At 54.3% G+C, this 21,755-nt stretch carries 21 protein-coding genes; 14 read left to right on the top strand and 7 right to left on the bottom strand.

Annotated features, from left to right (window positions below):
- The first annotated feature begins 34 nt into the window (after positions 1-34).
- From hflX to DS878_RS09180, 5 genes are all read left to right on the top strand, one after another.
- On the top strand, positions 35-1,327 hold the full coding sequence (hflX, locus tag DS878_RS09200; protein WP_113815682.1) for a ribosome rescue GTPase HflX: 1,293 nt from the start codon (positions 35-37) through the stop codon (positions 1,325-1,327).
- An 85-nt stretch (positions 1,328-1,412) separates the two neighbouring features.
- Entirely contained in the window at positions 1,413-2,594 is a 1,182-nt protein-coding gene (gene hflK, locus DS878_RS09195; protein WP_113815681.1) for an FtsH protease activity modulator HflK, read from the top strand.
- A gap of 2 nt (positions 2,595-2,596) precedes the next feature.
- Complete coding sequence (gene hflC, locus DS878_RS09190) at positions 2,597-3,472, top strand: protease modulator HflC (RefSeq protein ID WP_113815680.1); 876 nt, start codon at positions 2,597-2,599, stop codon at positions 3,470-3,472.
- A gap of 181 nt (positions 3,473-3,653) precedes the next feature.
- Positions 3,654-4,835, top strand: a complete 1,182-nt coding sequence (locus DS878_RS09185; protein ID WP_113815679.1) for an ATP phosphoribosyltransferase regulatory subunit — start codon at positions 3,654-3,656, stop codon at positions 4,833-4,835.
- Positions 4,836-4,922: 87 nt separating this feature from the next.
- Complete coding sequence (locus DS878_RS09180) at positions 4,923-6,218, top strand: adenylosuccinate synthase (RefSeq protein ID WP_113815678.1); 1,296 nt, start codon at positions 4,923-4,925, stop codon at positions 6,216-6,218.
- A 57-nt stretch (positions 6,219-6,275) separates the two neighbouring features.
- Here DS878_RS09180 and cmoB read toward each other — a convergent pair whose 3' ends face one another.
- The 4 genes from cmoB to DS878_RS09160 are packed head-to-tail and all read right to left on the bottom strand — an operon-like array spanning position 6,276 to position 9,455.
- Positions 6,276-7,268, bottom strand: coding sequence for a tRNA 5-methoxyuridine(34)/uridine 5-oxyacetic acid(34) synthase CmoB (gene cmoB, locus DS878_RS09175; protein WP_113815677.1), 993 nt, complete (start codon positions 7,266-7,268; stop codon positions 6,276-6,278).
- A 24-nt stretch (positions 7,269-7,292) separates the two neighbouring features.
- Positions 7,293-8,048 carry a carboxy-S-adenosyl-L-methionine synthase CmoA gene (gene cmoA, locus DS878_RS09170; RefSeq protein ID WP_113815676.1) on the bottom strand — a complete coding sequence of 252 codons (756 nt, stop codon included), beginning with the start codon at positions 8,046-8,048 and terminating at the stop codon, positions 7,293-7,295.
- The gene (locus tag DS878_RS09165) at positions 8,041-8,427 is read right to left on the bottom strand and encodes a kinase (RefSeq protein WP_113815675.1); all 387 of its coding nucleotides are present in this window, start codon (positions 8,425-8,427) and stop codon (positions 8,041-8,043) included. Before DS878_RS09165 ends, cmoA begins: the two co-directional genes overlap by 8 nt.
- Positions 8,428-8,456: 29 nt before the next feature.
- Positions 8,457-9,455 (bottom strand): serine/threonine protein kinase, encoded by a 999-nt coding sequence (locus DS878_RS09160; protein ID WP_113815674.1) that lies wholly within the window; start codon positions 9,453-9,455, stop codon positions 8,457-8,459.
- 153 nt (positions 9,456-9,608) lie between these two features.
- On the opposite strand from DS878_RS09160, the gene DS878_RS09155 reads away from it, so the two are divergent.
- On the top strand, positions 9,609-10,733 hold the full coding sequence (locus tag DS878_RS09155) for an NAD(P)/FAD-dependent oxidoreductase (RefSeq protein ID WP_113815673.1): 1,125 nt from the start codon (positions 9,609-9,611) through the stop codon (positions 10,731-10,733).
- A gap of 11 nt (positions 10,734-10,744) precedes the next feature.
- Here the strand turns inward: DS878_RS09155 and DS878_RS09150 are convergent, their stop codons facing one another.
- Positions 10,745-11,404 carry a ComF family protein gene (locus DS878_RS09150; RefSeq protein ID WP_261977714.1) on the bottom strand — a complete coding sequence of 220 codons (660 nt, stop codon included), beginning with the start codon at positions 11,402-11,404 and terminating at the stop codon, positions 10,745-10,747.
- Positions 11,405-11,529: 125 nt separating this feature from the next.
- Here DS878_RS09150 and bioB point away from each other — a divergent pair, with 125 nt between their 5' ends.
- The 8 genes from bioB to DS878_RS09110 all read left to right on the top strand — a co-directional run bounded on the left by bioB (position 11,530) and on the right by DS878_RS09110 (position 20,518).
- A complete protein-coding gene (gene bioB / locus DS878_RS09145; protein WP_113815671.1) occupies positions 11,530-12,588 on the top strand; it encodes a biotin synthase BioB in 1,059 nt (352 codons plus the stop codon).
- Between the two features lie 24 nt (positions 12,589-12,612).
- Positions 12,613-13,788 (top strand): 8-amino-7-oxononanoate synthase, encoded by a 1,176-nt coding sequence (bioF, locus tag DS878_RS09140; protein ID WP_113815670.1) that lies wholly within the window; start codon positions 12,613-12,615, stop codon positions 13,786-13,788.
- The gene (bioC, locus tag DS878_RS09135; protein WP_113815669.1) at positions 13,785-14,612 is read left to right on the top strand and encodes a malonyl-ACP O-methyltransferase BioC; all 828 of its coding nucleotides are present in this window, start codon (positions 13,785-13,787) and stop codon (positions 14,610-14,612) included. The genes bioF and bioC overlap by 4 nt, the downstream gene beginning before the upstream one ends.
- 27 nt (positions 14,613-14,639) lie before the next feature.
- Positions 14,640-15,332 carry a dethiobiotin synthase gene (bioD, locus tag DS878_RS09130; RefSeq protein WP_113815668.1) on the top strand — a complete coding sequence of 231 codons (693 nt, stop codon included), beginning with the start codon at positions 14,640-14,642 and terminating at the stop codon, positions 15,330-15,332.
- 51 nt (positions 15,333-15,383) lie between these two features.
- Positions 15,384-15,629: a flagellar biosynthesis protein FlgE gene (locus tag DS878_RS09125; protein WP_113815667.1), complete on the top strand. Its 246-nt coding sequence runs from the start codon at positions 15,384-15,386 to the stop codon at positions 15,627-15,629.
- 263 nt (positions 15,630-15,892) lie between these two features.
- Entirely contained in the window at positions 15,893-16,453 is a 561-nt protein-coding gene (locus DS878_RS09120; RefSeq protein WP_410003469.1) for a putative metalloprotease CJM1_0395 family protein, read from the top strand.
- A gap of 262 nt (positions 16,454-16,715) precedes the next feature.
- On the top strand, positions 16,716-18,515 hold the full coding sequence (locus DS878_RS09115) for an acyl-CoA dehydrogenase C-terminal domain-containing protein (RefSeq protein WP_113816630.1): 1,800 nt from the start codon (positions 16,716-16,718) through the stop codon (positions 18,513-18,515).
- A gap of 206 nt (positions 18,516-18,721) precedes the next feature.
- Complete coding sequence (locus tag DS878_RS09110; protein ID WP_113815665.1) at positions 18,722-20,518, top strand: acyl-CoA dehydrogenase C-terminal domain-containing protein; 1,797 nt, start codon at positions 18,722-18,724, stop codon at positions 20,516-20,518.
- Between the two features lie 94 nt (positions 20,519-20,612).
- On the opposite strand, the gene DS878_RS09105 is transcribed toward DS878_RS09110, so the two are convergent.
- Entirely contained in the window at positions 20,613-21,248 is a 636-nt protein-coding gene (locus DS878_RS09105) for an endonuclease (protein WP_113815664.1), read from the bottom strand.
- 201 nt (positions 21,249-21,449) lie between these two features.
- Positions 21,450-21,713, bottom strand: a complete 264-nt coding sequence (locus tag DS878_RS09100; protein WP_113815663.1) for a hypothetical protein — start codon at positions 21,711-21,713, stop codon at positions 21,450-21,452.
- Positions 21,714-21,755 lie beyond the last annotated feature (42 nt).

The following is a 21,755-nucleotide window of genomic DNA, read 5'->3' as shown; positions in this document are numbered from 1 at the left end:
ACAAACAAACTGATTGTTGCGGAGTTGATGCCCATTGTTTGAACGCCCTGATGTAGGTGAGCGAGCGATACTCGTCCACATCGATTTTACCTCCCACGATGGCTCTGAAGATCCTGATGAGTTCCGGGAGCTTGTGTCGTCGGCCGGAGTCGAATCGGTTGGAATTGTAACCGGATCCCGTAAGCAACCCAGTCCCCGGCTGTTTGTGGGTGAAGGGAAGCTTGAGGAAATTCGCGATGCAGTAACCTTGCACGAGGCTGATGTGGTTTTGTTCAATCATGCACTCAGCCCCAGTCAGGAGCGGAATATTGAGCGTGAGCTCAAATGCCGCGTTCTGGACCGCACTGGCGTTATTCTGGATATTTTTGCTCAGCGAGCGCGTACACACGAAGGTAAGCTGCAAGTGGAACTGGCCCAGTTGGAGCACATGTCAACGCGGCTGGTTCGTGGCTGGACCCACCTTGAACGGCAGGGAGGGGGAATTGGTTTACGTGGTCCTGGTGAAACCCAGCTGGAGACCGACCGCCGACTCCTGCGCGAACGTATAAAGTCGATTCACAAGCGCCTTGAGCGAGTTCGAAGGCAGCGCAATCAAGGCCGCAGAGCGCGCAAGCGTGCTGATATTCCGACCGTATCTCTGGTAGGTTATACCAACGCTGGCAAGTCCACGTTGTTCAACCGGATCACCACGTCTTCCGTATACGCCGCAGATAAACTGTTCGCAACGCTGGATCCGACAATCCGGCGTCTGGAACTTCCGGATATCGGTGCGGTCGTAATGGCGGATACAGTGGGCTTTATCCGGCATCTGCCTCACAAGCTTGTGGAGGCATTCCGGGCAACACTGGAAGAGACCACCGAAGCCACTATCCTGTTGCACGTCGTTGACAGCCACGACAGTCGTCGTGATGAAAACATTGAACAGGTTGAAGAGGTGCTGGCAGAAATTGGTGCCGATGAGATACCTGTGTTGCAGGTTTTCAATAAAATCGACCTGATGGATGATTTTGCACCCCGGGTCGAGCGTAATGAAGATGGTGTCCCTGTTCGGGCCTGGGTTTCGGCCGTTACGGGTGAAGGTCTTGATGGCCTGTACGATGCTATCGTTGAACGGCTCGCTGAGGATGTTGTTCACCATTTTGTTTTGCTCGGGCCTGCGGACGGCAAGCTCAGGGCGCTCCTGCACGAGGCGGGTTCTGTGCTCGGCGAAGAGCATCGTGAGACCGGAGAAACTGTACTTGAAGTCCGGCTGCAACGCCGGGACTGGCTGCAGCTTCTGAGCCGCGCCGGCATGAGTGAAGAAGAGGTGAACCTGGAAGACAGGTAAGCCAGAAACCATAGCAGCTATTGCCGGGACGATGATAAATCCCTAGTATTTGCAACCATTCGACACGTTAGGAACGGAGAGTACTATGGCCTGGAATGAACCGGGTGGAAACCGCAACGACAATGACCCCTGGGGAAATGGCGGTGGTCGTCGCGGTAATGATCAGGGACCACCAGACCTTGATGAGGCACTGAAAAAAGGTCTCGATAAACTTAACAAGATGCTGGGTGGTAAAGGTAAGAAGTCCGGCGGCAGCGGTGGCAGTTCTGGCGGTGCTGGAAGTTTCGGTGCCGTGGTCGCGCTTGGCGCCATACTTTTAGTTGGATATGTGATATTCCAGTCTTTCTACACGGTGGACGAGCAGGAACGCGCAGTTGTATTGCGTTTTGGTGAGTATTCGAAAACTGAAAGCCCGGGTCTGAGATTCAAGGTTCCCCTGATTGATGACGTGACCAAGGTTCGCGTTACCAGCGTGAGAACCGCCCAGTCCAGCGGCCAGATGCTGACTCAGGATGAAAACCTGGTTACGGTTGATCTGCAGGTGCAGTACCGGGTGGGTGATGCCCGTGATTATGTGCTGAATGTACGGGATTCCAACCAGGCGCTGGCATTTGCCACTGATAGTGCGTTACGTCACGAAGTAGGTAGTTCGTCACTGGACGACGTACTCACCGAAGGACGTGCCGAGCTCGCTGTTCGTGTTGAACAACGGCTTCAGGGCTTTCTCAAGGAATATGGAACCGGTCTCGAAATTGTACGGGTTAACGTTGAAAGCACTCAGCCGCCAGCGGCAGTGCAGGACGCGTTCCGTGAGGTTCAGCGCGCCCGTGAAGACGAGCAGCGCGTGAAAGAAGAAGCTGAAACCTATCGCAATAAGGTGGTCCCGGAGGCCCGCGGTCAGGCTCAGCGTATGCTTGAGGAAGCTAGCGCTTACAAGCAGGAAGTTATTGAGCGTGCCCGTGGTGAAACAGCCCGATTCCTAGAATTACTGGCTGTATACCAGATGGCACCTGAGGTAACCCGCGAGCGGATGTATCTGCAGACGCTCGAATCGGTACTTTCTAACAGCAGCAAGATTCTTGTGGATACGGAAAGCAGTGGCAATATGATGTATCTGCCTCTGGACCGCCTGACTCAGGGCTCTTTGCCGCGCAGCGGAAGTCAGTCTTCCGGCACTGGTGGAGAGATGGATATCCAGTCGGTCACAGATCAGGTTATCCAGGAAATTCGAACCAGGCAGGAAGCTAATACACGGAGGAGCAGATAATCATGGGACCTAAAGGCATAGTGGGTCTTGCAGGCGCTCTTATCGTTGTCCTGCTGGTAATGTCGAGTGTTTATATTATTCCGGAAACCCATCGCGGGGTGATGCTGAGATTTGGTGAGCTGGTTGAGACCGATATCCGGGCTGGTATCCACTTCAAGGTGCCGGTAATCGATCAGGTCCGGGAGTTTGACATCCGCGTACTGACTATGGATTTGCCATCGCGGCAGTATCTGACCGTCGAAAAGAAGCCGCTGGATGTTGATTCCTATATTGCCTGGAAAATCCGCAATGTGGACCAGTTCTATCGGGCTACAGGTGGCGATGAGTTCCGTGCTCAGTCTCTGTTGTTGTCACGAGTGGACAACGGCCTGCGGGATGAATTCGGTGTCCGCACCATGCACGAAGTTGTCTCCGGGCAGCGTGATGAGTTGATGCACACCCTGCGAGACCGTGTGAACGAAACTTCGACAACAGAGTTCGGTATCGAAGTAATGGATATCCGGGTCAAGGCGATTGAATTTCCGGGTCAGGTCAGTGAAAACGTATACCGTCGTATGGCGACAGAGCGTGAAAAACTGGCTCAGGAGTTCCGCTCCCGGGGGCGTGAGCTGGCGGAAGGAATTCGTGCCGATGCAGACCGCCAGAAAACCGTTACCCTGGCTGAGGCTTTTGCCGCTTCAGAGACAACCCGGGGTGAAGGGGATGGTGAAGCAGCGCGGATCTACGCAGATGCTTATGGCTCCAATCCTGAGTTCTACAGCTTCTACCGTAGCCTTCAGGCATACAGGAATACCTTCTCAACCAAAGACGATATAATGGTTATTGACTCCAAAAGTGAATTCATGAAGTTCATGAAGGATTCGAAGGGCGGAAGCTAATTTCTGTTCTGTACGCCGAAAAACCGGAATACTCAGTATTCCGGTTTTTTTGTGTCCGCCAACAGTGTAAAATCCGTCAGGTTTTGGTTCGGGTTTTTCTGCCCCGGATTTCACCTTAAAAAAACCTGCACGCTTCTTCTGCCTCATAGGCATGTGTTTGCAGGATGGACAACGGAATCTCATGACAGTATCTGATCGCTGGTTACTGCCGGACGGGGTGGCGGATATCTTGCCGCCACTGGCCGGACAGATAGAATCCCTGCGCCGGGATGTAATGGATACCTGCCAGCGTTGGGGCTACCAACTGGTAATCCCACCGCTAATCGAATATCTCGAATCCCTTTTTACCGGAACCGGACACGACCTGGAGTTGCAGACCTTCAAGCTGACCGATCAGCTGACCGGCCGCATGATGGGTGTTCGTGCCGACATGACACCCCAGGCAGCGCGCATTGACGCCCATACCCTTGGGCAGGAGGGGATAACCCGCCTGTGTTACGCCGGCCATGTGCTGCATACTCGTCCCAAGCATATGCTGGCCGGGCGTACACCTATTCAGGCGGGCTGCGAGCTGTTTGGCAGTGCCTCTGAGGCTGCGGATCTGGAAATCATCAGCTTGATGCTTGAGACGCTTCGCGTCGCTGGCTTGCCTGGTGTCCACCTTGACCTGGCGCATGTGTCCATCTATGAAAGTCTTATCGGCGAAGCCGGGTTTGACCGCGACACAAGTGCGGCAATCTTCGACGCCATGGGGCGCAAATCAGTACCCGAACTGGACCAACTGCTTGGTGATTGCGCCTCTGGATCAGCGGGTGCACGTCTGCGTGAGCTCGCCCGTGTTAACGGAGGCCCGGAAGCACTGACAGAAGCGCGCAGAATACTTGACGGAGCTTCGGATAGTCTTGGCACTGCTCTTGATCAGCTGGGTCGGGTCGCCGAAAAGCTTGAGAAAGACTACCCGGAAGTCAGCTTCGGCTTCGATTTCTGCGAGTTGCGCGGTTACAACTACCACACTGGTCTGGTGTTTGCTGCTTATGTACCTGGCTGCGGTGATTCCATTGCCAAAGGTGGTCGTTACGACTCCATTGGCAGTGATTTCGGTCGGGCGCGCCCTGCTACAGGCTTTAGTCTGGACATAGGGGCACTGGTAACTCTGGGCAGACGTCCGGCCCGCTCCGGCAAAGCCGTGTGGGCACCTGCAGACAATGATGCAGAGCTGGAACAGGTTGTCTCAGAGCTGAGGCTGACGGATGCGGTCGTCCGGGCCTTGCCGGAAGACAATGGAGTGGATCCCTCAACCCGGGGTTGTGACCGGGAGTTGGTAAAGCAGGGTAGTCATTGGGTTGTTCAGACGCTGGGCTGATATCAGTGAGCTGCGGTGAACTCGTTCAGGTACATATGCCAAATTTGCAAGACGCACACTCTAATCTGTGCGCATTGAGAGAGAATCATGGGTAAAAACGTTGTTGTGCTGGGCACCCAATGGGGTGATGAAGGCAAGGGTAAAATCGTCGATCTGCTGACCGAAAAAGTCGCAGCGGTGGTGCGTTTTCAGGGCGGCCACAACGCGGGCCATACTCTCGTTATAGAAGGTAAGAAAACAGCTCTTCACCTGATTCCTTCCGGTATCCTGCGGCAGGACGTTCAGTGCCTGATCGGTAATGGCGTAGTTGTGTCTCCGGAAGCTCTTCTGAAAGAAGTCCGGGAGCTTGAAGCATCCGGCGTTGCGGTTCGTGAACGGCTGCGCATCAGCCTGGCCTGTCCGATTATTCTGCGCACTCACGTGCGTATTGATCAGGCCCGTGAACGCGCCAGGGGTAATGACAAAATCGGTACCACCGGCAGAGGTATTGGTCCTGCATACGAAGACAAGGTTTCCCGCCGCGGCGTTCGTCTTGGCGACCTGTGTAACCCGGCAGATTTCGAATCGAAACTGCGGGAAATTATGTCTTATCATAATTTTGTACTGACTGAATATTTCAAGGAAGAAGCTGAAGATGTAGATGCGGCTCTGGAAGAGCTGAAGCAGATGGGCGAAGAAATTCTGCCGATGGCGGCAGACGTTACCGATTTGCTTCACGACTACCGCAAGCGCGGCGACCATATTATGTTTGAGGGTGCACAAGGCTCCCTGCTGGACATCGATCTTGGCACCTACCCGTATGTAACCTCCTCCAACACCACGGCAGGAGGCACGGCTACCGGCTCTGGTTTTGGTCCCCTGTATCTGGATTACGTACTGGGTATTACCAAAGCCTATACCACGCGAGTGGGTTCAGGCCCTTTCCCCACAGAGCTTTTTGATGATCTGGGGCAGCACCTGGCAGTTAAAGGAAATGAAGTTGGTACGACTACCGGTCGTTCCCGCCGGTGTGGCTGGTTTGATGCGGTTGCGCTGCGCCACGCAATCCAGATCAACAGCGTGTCCGGCATATGTCTGACCAAGCTGGATGTTCTTGATGGTCTGGAAACCGTCAAGGTCTGCGTAGGTTATAAAACACCGAATGGTGAAATTACCCGCCCACCGATCGGTTGCGATAGTTTCAAGGATATAGAACCAATATATGCCGAATTGCCGGGCTGGAATGAAAGCACGTTCGGGCTGACCACGCTGGAACAGTTGCCGGAAAACGCCCGAGCCTATATCCGGTTCCTGGAAGAGCAGATCGAAGCCCCGATCGATATTATTTCCACTGGTCCGGATCGTGTGGAAACTATCATCCTGCGCCACCCGTTTGACAGCTGATCGTCAGCCAGGTCGGATGCCCGCCCTGCCTTGAACGGCACGGCGGGTTTTTTATTATCAGGGTTTCTCGGCAATGAATGTGGCCCGTTTGGGGCCGGGGTAACCTTCGATGGTTCTGGTGGGGTCGTTGGGATCCAGGAAATCCTGAAGGGAGTTGAAGCGCATCCAGTCTGTGCTGCGCTGTTCATCTGTGCTGGTTTCAGACACATCTACAACGCGGACATTGCGGAAGCCGGTACGGTCCAGCCACCGAAGCAGTGTGTCGCAGCTTGGCAGGAACCATACGTTGCGCATCTGCCCATAGCGATCTTCGGGCATCAGGCTGTAACCCTCAGGTCCATCCACCACCAGAGTTTCCAGTACCAGTTCTCCGCCTGGGCGTAGTGTACCCTTGAGCTCCAGCAGGTGGTCAAGTGGTGACCTGCGGTGGTAAAGGACGCCCATGGAAAAGGTGGTATCGAAGAGCTCAAGTCCGTCAGGGAGGTCTTCCATTCGTATGGGCAGAAGATCAACCGCAACCTCGCCCAGATAGCGTTTTACGCTGAGAAACTGGAACATGAACAGCAACCCGGGATCAATACCAATTACACGCTTTGCACCCTCGCCCAGCATACGCCAGCAGTGGTAGCCTGAACCACACCCCACATCCAGAACGCGCCGGCCCGAAAGGTCTGAAAGGTAAGGTGATACCCGATCCCACTTCCAGTCGGAACGCCATTCTGTATCAATGTGAGTTCCGAAAAAGTCAAAAGGCCCTTTGCGCCAGGGCATAAGCCCTCTGAGCCCACTTTCAAGCATATGCTGCTGACTGGAGCTTAGAGGGGTTTCTGAACTCAGGGAGATCGCTGAGGTGTTCAGCTCCGAGGTAGCTCCGGGAATATCCGGGAGACTGTCGAGAGCTGATTGCCAGCGGCTGAGGTCGCCGTGGGGGTTCTCATCGAAGCGCTGTATGAGCTGACTTCTGATAATGTCTGCCCACTGGCTCTGGCCAATGTCGTGCAAGTCAGTCAGAAGCTGGCCGAAACAGGTTTTCCAGTCAAAATTTGACATGGGGGCGTAGTCTCCGTCTGGGGTTCAGGCGGCCTTGATAGCCAGCATGGATACGAAGTTGAAGCACTGATACCAGACAAGCACGCGGTCAAAGCCTGCGTCTGTAAGACGCTGCTTGTGAGCATCCAGTGTTTCCGGGATGAGTACCTGCTCGATGGCGCTGCGTTTCTGGCTTATTTCCAGGTCGGAGTATCCGTTAGCACGCTTGAACTCATGGTGAAGGCAGGTCTGAATATCCTGTTCATCTCCTGAGTCAAAGCGGATTTTTTCAGAAAGAATCAGTACGCCTCCAGGAAGGGTTGCTTCGGAAATCCTGCTCAGGAGGCTGCTCCTCTGCTCAGGAGGAATAAACTGCAGCGTAAAATTCAGGGTTGTCACCGAGGCGTCCGTAAGCTCTGTGTTCTGAATATCCTCACACCGGAGCCTGACCGGCAACGAATGATCATCCAGAGCGATGTAGTGTTCGCAACGCTCGATCATGGCGGCGGAGTTATCTACGCCGATCAGTGAACAGTTATCAAATGAAATGCCATGACGCATAGCCAGAGTGGATGCGCCCAGTGAGCAACCAAGGTCATAGCAATTGGAACCCGCCTGGGCATATTGCTCAGTGATCACTTCAATCATCGGAATGATCGTGGTGTACCCAGGTACCGAGCGGCGAATCATGTCGGGAAATACGCGGGCAACCGCTGCATCGAACCGAAAGTCTTCTGGCTGCCGTTCGGTGGCGAAAAGCCGGTCTGTCAGTTGTTCTGGTGAGCGATTGGCTTTACTCATCGCTGGCAGGTCCCTCTGGTTGCACGGGCATTTCTGGCTGAGGTATCGCTGCAGGTGCTGTTGGAGAGGGGCGGTAACAGCGGACACCGCGGTTTTTGTAATCTACCAGGATGCCGCGAAAAGATGGATCCACGTCTGCCGCAATAGCGAGATAACCGTTTTCACAGGTTGCATGAAGTTCAGAGGCCTTGGGTGACATCCTGAAGGGTTCTCCGGGAGTTACATGAATTGCCTGGAAGTCGCCGACCGGTACATTGTCCTTGTTGTCTGAGTGCTTGATGCTTCCGCTCACTTCCAGCACCAGTACCGTGCCGATGATGGCTGCCAGGGCGGTTAAAAACAGGCTGCGGATAGTGTAGCGGGTCTCGTTCTGGCTCATGCCTACCTCAATTTGCTATAAATGAATGATCAGTATTGACCGGGAAGTACAATAGAAGGCGCCTGCAAAGCCGCCAGCTGTTCTCTCAGCGACAGTACCTGGTCAGACCAGAACCGTGGTTGGGCAAACCATGGGAAAAAGCGTGGAAATGCCGGGTCATCCCAGCGTTTCGCCAGCCAGGCGCAGTGGCTGATCTGCCGGTAACAACGCAAAGGTTCAATCAGGTGCCTCTCCCGGCGATTAAAATCCCGGAACATTTCATAGCCTTCCAGCAATTCGCCCAGTTGTGCCCCGCGTTCGTTGTCCTCGCCATTCAGCAATAACCACATGTCCTGAATGGCCGGACCGGAACGGCAATCGTCCAGGTCCACAAACAGCATCTGCTCATCACGGCACAGTATGTTGCCGGCGTGGCAGTCCCCGTGTAGCCGCAGTGTTTCAACTTCTCCGGCATCTTCCATCCTGGCCCGGCAGTGTGTTAGCAGATCCGGTATCAGACTGTCCCAGGCTGGCCGAAGGTCTTTGGGAATCCAGTCTCCTTCAAGTAACAGATGATTGCTCGCTTCAATACCATCCATCAGGGATAAGGCTTCACGATGACGGAAAGGTTTAAGCGCGCCAATATTATGAATCTGGCCGAGCCATTGCCCGAGCCGGTAGAGCGTATCGGTAACGCTCGTATCGGGTGCCTGCCCGCCACGCTGGTCAAAAACGGCGAAAAAAAAGTCACCGTGTTTCCCCAGGGTGTCTCCCGATGGCATCACCAGGGGTGCGACCACGGGAATGTCCGCTGCCAGCAGCTCCCGGGTAAACTCATGTTCTTCCCGCACCTGCTCTTCTGTCCAGCGGCCGGGGCGATAGAATTTGGCGATTACCGGAGCCCCTTCATCCAGGCCAATCTGGTATACCCGGTTTTCGTAGCTGTTCAGGGCAAACAGGCGGCCACTTACCGCGAAACCAGCCTCTTCCATGGCGTCCAGAATGGCGTCTGGTGTGAGGGCGTCGTAGGGGTGGGTTGAAACGTTCATTATAAAGCGCAGCCCGGCTGGTAAATGTGGGCCCAAGTATACCTGCTTGGCGGCTCTCCCGTAATGCAAGCGAGGTATGTTTCCATGGTTCCGGACTGTGCAGGATTGGGTTAACGTAAGCTCTGGAGGTTTTGGGTTATCCAACAGACGCATATGGCAGGTGTTCTCGTGACAGGTGATTTTCTCGAACTGGATACAGCGGTTATCGGAGCAGGTGTTGTAGGGCTGGCTGTTGCCCGGGCTCTTGCCCAGAGCGGGCGGGATGTGATTGTTCTGGAAGCCGGAGATCGCTTTGGCGAAGGTATCTCGTCTCGGAACAGCGAGGTTATCCATGCCGGAGTCTATTATCCACAAAACTCGTTGAAAGCCCGCCTTTGCGTTGAGGGACGCAGGCAGTTGTACGAGTACTGTGAAAGTCACAAGGTAAGGTATCGCAAGTGTGGAAAGTGGATTATTGCGTCCAGCGAAGCACAGATTCCCATACTTGAGGGCGTACAGTGCCATGCGGAGGCAAACGGTGCCCCGCTGGTTTTTCGGGATGGGACTGCAGTCACCAGCCAATTGCCGGAAGTCAGCGTAAGCGCAGGGCTTTGGTCGAGTGAAACCGGCATACTGGATACTCATGGTCTGATGCTGGCTTTGCTGGGGGACCTGGAAGACGCGGGAGGCTCGCTCGCATTGCGCTCACGGGTTGAGAGCATTGAGTCGGCTAATGGTTGTCATGTGCTTCACGTTGCTGGCGATATGCCGTGCAAGCTCAGGGTCCGGAACCTTGTGAATGCTGCCGGCTTGGGTGCTGTGCCCTTGACCCGTCGCTGGGGTGGGCTTCCCGATGAACAGAAACCGGAGCAATGGTTCGCCCGGGGTGTTTATTTCAGCTATAGCGGCCGCCATCCGTTCACCAGTCTTATCTATCCGGTTCCCGAACCAGGCGGACTGGGCGTTCACCTTACGCTTGACCTGGCCGGACAGGCACGTTTTGGCCCGGATGTAGAATGGATTGAGCGGGAGGACTACACGGTTGATCCCGGGCGGGCACAGGACTTTGCTGCCGGTATCCGGCAATGGTGGCCGGGCCTGGAGGTTGACCGTTTACAGCCGGCTTATGCCGGCATCCGGCCGAAGCTCAGAAATGCAGAGGGGGGCTTTTTTGATTTCCGGGTCGATGGTTCCTGTGAGCATGGTGTTCCGGGGCTGGTAAACCTGTTTGGTATTGAGTCGCCGGGACTGACCTCCTGCCTGGCGATTGCCGACCTCGTGAGGAGCAAGCTGGCATAGGCCTGGCCGGCTCAGCCCGGGGTCCTCGCCAATGCCCATATCTGGACCTCCTGTGCTCCCGCCTCCCTTAATACCGACGCAAGTACCCGCACAGTTGCGCCGGTTGTCACCACATCATCCACGATGGCAACTCTTTCTGGCACCCTTGAACACACTTTAAAAACGCCGCGCAGGTTCGCGAGCCTGGATTCTCTGTTCAGCCCACGTTGCGCCTGAACTTTGTGTACCCGGCGAACTATGCTGATGCCAACCGGGACGTCGATTGCTTGTCCAATGCTCTCGGCAATGTCCCGGGCCTGGTTGAAACCGCGTTTTCTCCGGCGTGAGGGGTACATGGGTGAGGGGATCAGTATATCCGGCTTCTCAGCTCCGTACGCCTCAAGGGCGGGTCCGATAAAATCCGCAAAGCCGGTAACCAGTGGTCGTGCGAACTTTCTCTGCCCCTTGTATTTGTAACGGCTGATCATGCTGTCGACCGGATATTGATAGCGCCAGGGTATGAATGAGCAATCAAACGGGGGTGGTGATGTCAGGCAATCACCGCAAAGGTGCTTGTCTCCGGGGTATGCCATAGGCAGAGCGCAGCAGCGGCAGTGCCAGTGATTTACCGGAAGGTCTGCCCGGCAAGGTCCGCACAGACCATTGGTGGCGTTGGTGGACAGGCAGCCCACACAAGTGTTCCTTTTGTCTTCTCTGTTAACCTTTATTTTATTTAAGGTTGACAGCAATCTCAGTCTCTTTATCATCTGATTCATCCGTAAACCCAGATTAACAAAAAGGTTAACAGGACTTCTGTATGACTGCCACAGCATTACGCCATGACTGGACGCTCCAGGATGCCCGGTCACTTTTTGATCTTCCGTTCAATGATCTTCTGTTCCGGGCACAGACTGTGCACCGGGAGCATTTTGACCCCAATGAGGTGCAGGTCAGCACTTTACTGTCGATCAAAACCGGTGCCTGTCCCGAAGACTGCAAATACTGCCCCCAGAGCGGTCATTACAACACGGGTCTGGAAAAGGAAAAGCTCCTGGAGCTGGAAAAAGTAGTTGCAGAAGCCCGCGCGGCAAAAGAAAAAGGTGCTTCGCGATTCTGCATGGGTGCCGCATGGCGTAGTCCCTCCGTCAAGGATATGCCCTACGTGCTGGATATGGTCCGGCAGGTAAAATCTCTCGGCCTGGAAACTTGTATGACTCTGGGCATGCTGAAGCCGGAGCAGGCGGAAGAGCTGGCCGAAGCCGGGCTTGATTACTACAACCATAATCTTGATACCTCCGAGAAGTATTACAGCCACATTATTACCACGCGCACCTATCAGGACCGACTGGATACGCTTGATCACGTTCGCAATGCGGGTATGAAGGTGTGTTGTGGCGGCATCATGGGTATGGGCGAGGATGAAGATGACCGGGTTGGTCTGCTGGTTCAGTTAGCAAATCTGCCGCATCACCCTGAAAGTGTGCCCGTGAATATGCTGGTCAAGGTGAAGGGAACACCCATGGAGCATGTGGAGGACCTGGACCCATTCGAGTTTGTTCGCATCATAGCTGTGGCCCGGATCATGATGCCGGCTTCACACGTTCGTTTGTCTGCAGGTCGGGAGATGATGAATGAGCAGTTGCAGGCATTGTGTTTTCTTGCCGGTGCGAATTCCATTTTCTATGGCGAGAAACTACTGACGACGGCGAACCCGGAAGCTGATGCAGATATGGCGTTGTTCCGTCGTTTGGGCATCCGTCCCGAGAAGCGGGAACAGTGTATTACTGAGGCACAGGAGGAAGAGTCGATTGCCGACGATCTGGAGTATGAGGCAACTCGTCACATGTTTTATGACGCAACCCGGGAATCCGCATAGATTTTATGGGTGGAAGCAACTAACGTGCGTGACTTTACATCTGAATTACAAGAACGAAAACAGTCCGGCCTCTACCGTACCCGCCGGCAGATTTCCGGCCCCCAACAGCCGGCTTTAACGTCTGACGGCAAGCGGTTACTGTCGTTTTGCAGCAACGATTACCTTGGCCTGGCCAATCATCCAGCGAATCTGGAAGCCTTGCGAAGAGCTATACCAGAAACCGGTCTCGGTGGAGCATCATCCCATCTGATCTGTGGGCATCATGAGGCTCATCACCGGTTGGAGCAGCGCCTTGCAGCATTTACCCGGCGCAGTTCGGCGTTGTTTTTCTCCACGGGTTATATGGCTAATCTGGGCGTGATTTCAGCGCTGGCAGGTCGTGGAGATACTGTTTTTTCAGACCAGCTTAATCATGCATCCATTATTGACGGTTGCAGTCTGAGCAGGTCGAGGGTGTGCCGGTATGCACACGGGGACGTAACGTCACTTGAGGGCATGCTTTCACAGACTGCCGGACACAAACTGGTGGTCACCGATGGCGTATTCAGCATGGATGGTGATGTTGCTCCATTGCGGGACCTGGCGAAGGTTTGCCGGGATCATGACGCATTGCTTGTGGTTGACGATGCGCACGGTTTTGGAGTTCTCGGACCGCAAGGACGGGGGAGCCTGGCGGAACTTGGCTTGTCCGAGAAGGATGTGCCAGTCCTGGTCGGAACGCTTGGTAAAGCCGTAGGTACCAGCGGGGCCTTTGTGTCGGGGCCAGCTGAACTCATGGATTACCTTGTGCAGAAAGCCCGAACCTACATTTATACTACCGCAATGCCCCCGGCACTGGCTGTGGCAACCTGTGCCAGTCTCGACCTGATCGAGTCTGCCGACGGCCTCCGTACCCATCTGCGAAGTCTCGTTGAACGGTTCCGGGAGGCGGCTCGTACCCTGGGCCTTGCACTTATGCCGTCCTGCACCCCCATTCAGCCAATTCTGATCGGTGATAACCACTCAGCTTTGGCGTTGAGCCAGGCTCTTGAGGAGCGAGGCATACTGGTAACTGCAATCCGGCCACCAACAGTACCGGCAGGTGAGGCACGTTTACGAGTTACCTTTAGTGCGGCTCACTCCCACAAGGATCTGGATTGCCTGATTGAGACCCTGGCGGACTGCCGGCATCTGTTGGCTGGAGGGAGTGTTGGTCCATGAATGTCCCGAATGAGGTGAAACATTCTCCCGCCCGTAAAATCGATATTGCCCGTGGGTTTGGCAAGGCGCGGTCTTCCTATGAGAGCGCATCCCGATTACAGCGCGTAACGGGTGATGCCATGCTTGAAAAGCTGAAAAACCGGGTAGGCGCGGATGGTTTGTCTGGCTGTGTTCTGGATCTTGGCTGCGGTACTGGCTGGTTTACACGCAAGCTGGCAGAGGCAGGGCATGATGTATCCCTGACAGGAATGGACCTGTCGGCAGGCATGATCAGGCATGCCAGTGTATGTGGAATCCCGGGTGTTGCGTGGGTTGTTGCGGATGCTGAAGCGATTCCTCTGCCGGATAAGAGCTGTGATCTGATATTCAGTAATCTGATGATTCAGTGGTGCGCAGGCCCGCAGCGAGTGTTGCGAGAGTGTCGGAGAGTGCTTCGGCCGGGAGGCAGAATAATGCTGTCAACGCTTCTTGAGGGTACGCTTAACGAACTCGCAAAGGCGTGGCAAAAAGCGGATCCTGATCATAATCACATAAACCGGTTTGAGTCGGAGGCAGGGTTTCGGAACACTGTCTTGAAAGAGTTGGCGGGAGCCAAAATAGAAACCAGAACCTTAAGGTTGGCTTATACTTCACCGCTCGCTCTGGCGGCAGAACTCAAACAGCTGGGCGCCAGCTACAAGGGAGAAGGGAAGCGCCGGACGGTTACGGCCCCGGGCCGCGCACGGGCTATGTGTCAACATTATCCCCGGGAATCTGATGGTGGGATTATGGCTAGCTACGAGGCTGCCTGGGTTTATTGGGTGTGCGACGGCGCTGAAGACTGATAATCAAAGTGGTGCAGAACGGTCAACATGGCAAAAAAAACATTTTTTGTGACGGGCACGGATACAGGTGTGGGCAAGACCATGGTGTCGGCCGCAATCCTGGAGGCGGCTAAGGCGGCCGGCAAGCGCACGCTGGGAATGAAACCCATTGCTTCAGGTTGCGAGAATACCCCAGAAGGTTTGCGCAATGAGGACGCTCTTATTATCCAGGCGGCTGCCAGTGAACACCTTGCCTACGATATGGTGAACCCGGTTGCCCTGGCTCCGGCTATTGCACCTCATGTTGCTGCCGGGCAGGCTGGCCGGGCTGTTTCGGTCAGCCGGTTAGTGGGATTCTGCCGGGGAATGCAAATGCGTCCGGCCGATCTCTTGCTGATTGAAGGCGCTGGCGGCTGGCGGGTTCCGTTGAACGGTCGGGAGGTATACTCGGCGCTGCCTCGTGAACTCCAGATACCCGTGATACTCGTGGTTGATCTCAGGCTGGGCTGTATCAACCACGCGCTGCTGACAGCGGAAGCCATCCTGCGTGACGGCTTAGTGCTGGCCGGCTGGGTTGCAAACCGTACCGGATCAGAGACCATGAGCTGCGAACCGGACACCCTGAGTTATATCCGGGAACATATTTCAGCTCCGTGTCTGGGCGTTTTGCCTTGGGTTGAACAGGTGGGGCCAGAAGTTCTGAGTCGCTATATCAATATTGACGTGTTGTTTGAAAATTGAACAATAATGTGGCTTAATGGTGTCAATTAATGGTCACTGGAAGCAGCTGTTATGATCAATAATACGCTCGCGATTGGCGTTCAAGGCATTCAGGACGGCATGTACGGCATGGAAAATGCCGCCCGGAAAATTGCCCGTGCCGGTGTTGATGGCCCTCAGGGTTCCGCTCAAACCGGAAGCAGTCTTGTGGAACCCATTGTGGACCTCAAGCTCTATGAGCGCAGCGTGGAAGCCTCAGCTCAGGTGGTCAAGGTGGCCGACGAGACCCTTGGCTCGCTTTTGGACATAATGGTCTGAGCTCTGGCTTTGTGAGCCCTCTTTCGTCGCTTCCTGCAATATCTGCTTTTTCTGCTGTGACTGGTTCGGCCAGTTCTTCTGCTGGTTATCAGTCAGAATTCCCTCGAAACTCTTCATCTAGCCTGGCCGCACCTGCTCTCCGTGAATCGGGCAATACCGATGATTCGAATGCTGAGCAGCCTTCAGAGGCTGGCAATCAAGCCGTTCCCGCCGGGGATGGAAGTGAAGCTGCAGGAGAAAACCGTAAAGCTGGTGCGGCGGACGTGTCAGGCCAGGCCGCTGGCGGGCTGGATGAAGCCGAGCTTGAAGAGCTTGCTGAGCTCAAAGCCAGGGATCTTGAAGTGCGCGCTCACGAGGCGGCGCATCAGGCAGTTGGTGGTCAATACGCCGGTGCCATGTCATTTACCTATCAGCGAGGGCCTGACGGAGCGCAATATGCCGTAGGTGGAGAGGTATCTATCGATGTCTCCTCCGTCAACGGCGATCCACAGGCCACGATTGAGAAAATGCGGGTGGTCCGTGCAGCTGCCATGGCCCCGGCTGAGCCTTCTGGTCAGGATCGTGCCGTGGCTGCCCAGGCCATGCAGGTTATGCTTCAGGCTCAGTCAGAGCTTGCCTCGGAGCAGGGTGCTCAGGCAACAAGCCAGGCTGGTGACAGTGAGGATTCTTCTGTAAACGCCCGGAGCGATACCCGGTTGCAGGAAAGCATTTCCGGGCTGTCTCCCAGAGCCATTGAACAGGCCCGAAATGCCTATCAGGATATTGCGGGCTTCGGGTCGGCCTCTGTATCTTCCTCTGCTGGTTTTCTACCTGTTTCGGCCTGACGGCTTCTGACCTCGCTCGCGGATTTTTGTTTTCAGTGTTGAATTATTCATGCTGGCACAAATCGCTTCAAACCTCAGCGGATGATTAATATATACACAAAATTGTGACCTCGGCTATTGACAATTCTGTGCCTCTAAACGTATGTTTCAAACAAGTGTTTAAATAATGCTGCAGCGGTCAGTGTTGCAGCGTCTGAGCAAACCCAAGGCCACAAGCTGTTACTTTTCTTTTCAGCCAAGACCGAAAACCGAGGTGGTTTACATGCCTGAGTACAAAGCGCCCCTGCGTGATATCAAATTCGTAATGAACGAGCTGCTTGACAGCGAGGCCCACTACGCCAATCTGGAAGGTGCGGAAGATGCAACTCCGGATATGGTTGATGCCATTATCCAGGAAGGTGCAAAGTTTGCTGAGCAGGTACTGTCCCCGCTGAACGCAGTTGGCGACAGAGAAGGCTGTATCTGGAGTGAAGACGGGGTAAAAACACCGACAGGCTTCAAGGAAGCTTATGACAAGTTTGTGGAAGGTGGCTGGCCTTCGCTGGCTGCAGACCCCAATTACGGCGGCCAGGGCTTACCCGATTCTCTTGGCATCGTGATGAGCGAACTGAATGGCACTGCCAACTGGTCATGGGGCATGTACCCGGGCCTCAGCCACGGCGCAATCAACACGCTTGAGGCACATGGTACAGAAGAACAGAAGCAGACCTATCTCACCAAGATGATCAGCGGTGAATGGACGGGGACCATGTGTCTGACCGAGTCCCATTGTGGATCGGATCTGGGCACCTTGCGTACGAAGGCAGAACCGAACGCGGACGGGTCATACAGTATTACCGGCACCAAGATTTTCATCTCTGCCGGTGAACACGACATGACGGACAACATTATTCACATTGTGCTGGCGCGTCTGCCGGGTGCACCTGAAGGGACCAAAGGGATTTCCCTCTTTATCGTGCCCAAGCGCCTGCCTGCAGAAGACGGGTCGGCTGGTGAGCGCAATGCGGTTTCCTGTGGCTCTATCGAGCACAAGATGGGTATCCACGGTAATGCTACCTGTGTGATGAACTTCGATGGAGCCAAAGGCTGGCTGATCGGGCCTGAGAACAGAGGCCTGAACTGTATGTTCACCTTTATGAACGTAGCTCGTATCGGTACTGCCATCCAGGGTCTGGGTGCTGCTGAACTGGGATTCCAGGGTTCACTGGCCTATGCAAAAGAGCGTCTGGCAATGCGCTCACTGAGCGGCCCCAAGAATCCGGAAGGCATTGCAGACCCGATCATTGTTCATCCTGACGTTCGCCGTATGCTGCTGACACAGAAGGCCGTTGCAGAAGGCGCTCGTGCGCTGATCTATATGACTGCACAGAAGGCTGACCTTGTCGCGCGCGGCAAGTCGGAGGAAGAGCGTAAGCAAGCCGATGAACTGCTGGGCTTCCTGACGCCAATCGCCAAGGCATTCCTTACCGAAATGGGCTACGAAGCCGCCAACCTGGGTATGCAGGTATTTGGTGGTCACGGATTCATTTCCGAGTGGGGCATGGAGCAAAACGTACGTGATTCCCGTATTGGCATGATCTACGAGGGTACAACCGGTATCCAGGCTCTGGATTTGCTGGGACGCAAGGTGCTGATGAGTCAGGGCGAGTCGCTCAAGGGATTTACCAAACTGGTACACACATTCTGTAAAGAAAATGCTGATAACGAGCAGATGAAGCCGTTTATCGAGCCTCTGAATGCGATCAACAAGGAATGGGGTGAACTGACCATGAAAGTGGGTATGGTCGCCATGAAGAATCGCGAAGAAGTGGGAGCCGCGTCCGTTGATTATCTGATGTACTCCGGATATAGCGTCTTTGCATATTTGTGGGCCCGTATGGCCAAAATTGCCCAGGACAAGCTGGCGGAAGGTACCACGGAAGAATTGTTCTACAACGCCAAGTTGCAGACTGCCCGTTTCTACTTTACCCGCATGTTGCCGCGTACCAGAACCCATGCAGTAACCATGCTGGCTGGAGCGGATACCTTGCTGGATATGCCGGAAGAAGCCTTTGCACTCTGATTTTTCAGAAAGGTGAAGGTTTACCGGTAAGCTAAAGCCCGCGCTCTCAGGAGCCGGGCTTTTTTCATGAGTTGATGACGGTTTTGCGTTAGAATGGAAACCAATAAAAATTAACAGAACCGGACACACAGCCCGGGCCGGCGATCAGGCACAGACCTTTTTATCGCCTGCATAGACAGATTGATTTTGGAACCTGGAGAGTTTAAATGGCCGATTATCAGGCACCTTTACGTGATATGCGTTTTGTATTGAACGAGGTATTCGATGCCCCTGCGCTTTGGGCTTCTCTGCCCAAAGTAGCGGAGAACGTGGACCCTGAGACCGCCGATGCGATTCTTGAAGAAGCCGGAAAAATCACTAGCGGTGTACTGGCACCCCTGAGTCGTGAAGCAGACGAACAGGGTTGCAAGTGGAACGATGGCGAAGTTACTTCACCGGATGGCTTCAAAGAAGCGTACCAGACGATTGTGGAAGGCGGCTGGAATGGTTTGGGCGGTAATACCGAATTTGGCGGTATGGGTATGCCCAAAACTCTCGTCGCCCAGTTTGAGGAAATGATGCAGGGCGCCAACATGGCCTTTGGTCTGGCTCCGATGTTGACTGCCGGCGCATGTCTGGCACTGGACGCACACGGCAGCCAGGAGTTGAAGGAAAAGTACCTGCCCAATATGTACTCCGGTGTATGGGCCGGAGCCATGGATCTGACGGAACCCCACGCAGGAACCGATCTGGGTATTATCCGTACCAAAGCTGAACCTAACGAAGATGGCTCGTTCAACGTGACAGGCACCAAGATTTTTATTACTTGGGGCGAGCACGATATGGCGGAAAACATTATTCATCTGGTTCTGGCGAAACTGCCGGGCGCGCCAAAAGGGCCGAAAGGTATATCGTTGTTATTGGTGCCTAAATTCCTTGTGAACGAAGATGGATCTCTGGGTGAGCGCAACAGCTTCAGCTGTGGCTCCATTGAGAAAAAGATGGGGATCAAAGGCTCTGCGACCTGCGTGATGAACTTTGACGGAGCCAAAGGCTGGCTGGTAGGTGAGGAAAATAAAGGCCTGAATGCCATGTTCACCATGATGAACTACGAGCGCCTGGGTGTGGGTATTCAGGGTATCGGTGCTGCGGAAGCCTCCCTGCAGAGCGCGCGTGAATACGCTATGGATCGTATCCAGAGCCGCGCGCCTACCGGTGCACAGCAGCCGGAAAAAGCTGCTGATCCGATTCTGGTACACCCGGATGTGCGTCGTATGCTTCTGACCATGAAGGGCTATGTTGAAGGCGGCCGCGCTTTCTCAACCTACGTGGCGCAATGGCTGGATATCTCCAAGTATGCAGATGCCGCCGAAGAAGATCGCCGCAAGCATGCCGAAGGCATGGTTGCATTACTGACTCCAGTTGCAAAAGCCTTCCTGACTGACCGCGGTCTGGATGCCTGCATTATGGGTCAGCAAGTGTTTGGTGGTCACGGATTTATTCGTGAATGGGGTCAGGAACAACTGGTACGGGACTGCCGTATTACCCAGATTTACGAAGGTACCAACGGTATTCAGGCGCTGGATCTGATGGGACGTAAGGTGGTTGGAAGCCAGGGCAAACTGTACGAGTTGTTTGCAGGTGATGTGGCAAGCTTCATTGAAGAAAACAGAGGTGAAGAAAGTCTGCGTTCATACCTGGAACCACTTGCGGCGGCATTTGAGCGTCTGTCGGATGTTACTGAGCATGTGATCAAGCAGGCGTCGGTAACTCCTGATGCAGTTGGGGCTGCGTCAGTAGACTATCTGGACCTGTTTGGTCTCACAGCGCTGGCTTATATGTGGGCACGTATTGTGAAGGCCGCAGCACCCAAGGCTGGTGATGACACCTCCGGCTTTTACACCGGCAAGCTCAAAACCGCTCGCTTCTACTATGATCGTCTGTTGCCGAAAACCGTGTCTCTCGCAGAGAGTATTCGTAGCGGTAGTGACTCTATGATGGCGCTCACTGCTGAAGAGTTCTGACGGGAACTGGTTCCTGAAAGCAAAAAAGCAGGCCTCAGGGCCTGCTTTTTTTTGGTGTTTCGGTGGATGCCCGTAATCGCAAAAGAATCATGTGTCAGAGGTGTTCCAGGCGGCTGGGGTCGGTGATATAGGGGTTCTCGTTGCCCTGGATCTCAGCAATTCTGTTGTGACGGGAGATTTCTCTGTCATCCGGTGGGTCTATTCGGTTCCAGCCCTGGAATACTCTGGCTGATCCCAGCCAGGGAAGACCATAGGTGTTGACCATGTAACCTATGCCACGAGCTATATCGCCTTTCACTCTTGTGGGTGGTTCGAAGAAGGGGGCGCTTTCCCGGATGCCGCATTCGTCTTCTTTAACGGTTGGTCCGAGCTCTTCGTAGCGGGCATTGCGGCGCCGGAGTTCGGTGCGGTTACGTACAGGAATCATATTATGAAGGTCGGATGCTATCTGGCGGTAACGGTTGTCTTTCCCGCACTGGCGGGCGGTACCGCATGACAGCGCGTCACGCACATCTGCAAGAGGGTAAATATAGCCTTCCGTCAGTACAAACCCTTTGCGGGAAAAGGGTATATCGCAAAAAAATGACTGGCCGCCTTCCTTGTAAAGGTTGCCCCAGAACTGGTCCCTGATAAGGGTTTCGGGATCACCGGATCGAGCGTTCTGGCCGGAAACAACCGTCGCGGTCAGAAGTAAAACAAGGGCGGTTGGGGTGAGATACAACTTGTTCATATGCCATTTATTCCTCTCAGCGTCTGCAAGCGCTTCAGCGCAACGGGCCTGGTTAAATCGTACGGAGAGTACGACTCAGGCTGAGTCGTCAAAAAACGATGAATCGCAGTTCACTTATTAGAGAAACTATGGCACAAGGACCCCGGAGCAGGGGCCCTTAAAGGCAGATATTTGTAGTATTCTGTTAACGGCTTAACGATTTCACTTCATTTTATCGCGAATATTCTCATAACCTTTTTTCAGATCTTCTCCAAGTTTTCTGGCTGTCTGACGTGCTTCCTGGGATGCTTCGCCTGCATCGTCCATTACCTGGTCAAACCGGGTTCTGAACTTGCCCCATTCCTGCTCCAGCTCATCGAACTCATCTTTTACATCCTGGTGAGCCAAATGGAGCTGCACACGAGCCTCATCACGATACTGTTTGATTTTATCCGAGAGAGTTTTGAGCTCATCTTGAAGACCCATATCAGAAACCTCTTTGAGTTACTGGAATGCTCACAATGCCTT

The sequence above is a fragment of the Marinobacter sp. F3R11 genome (genome assembly GCF_003318275.1).
Lineage (GTDB): Bacteria > Pseudomonadota > Gammaproteobacteria > Pseudomonadales > Oleiphilaceae > Marinobacter.
The sequence above is the reverse complement of the archived record's forward strand: the minus strand, read 5'-3'. Positions and strand labels throughout refer to the sequence as shown.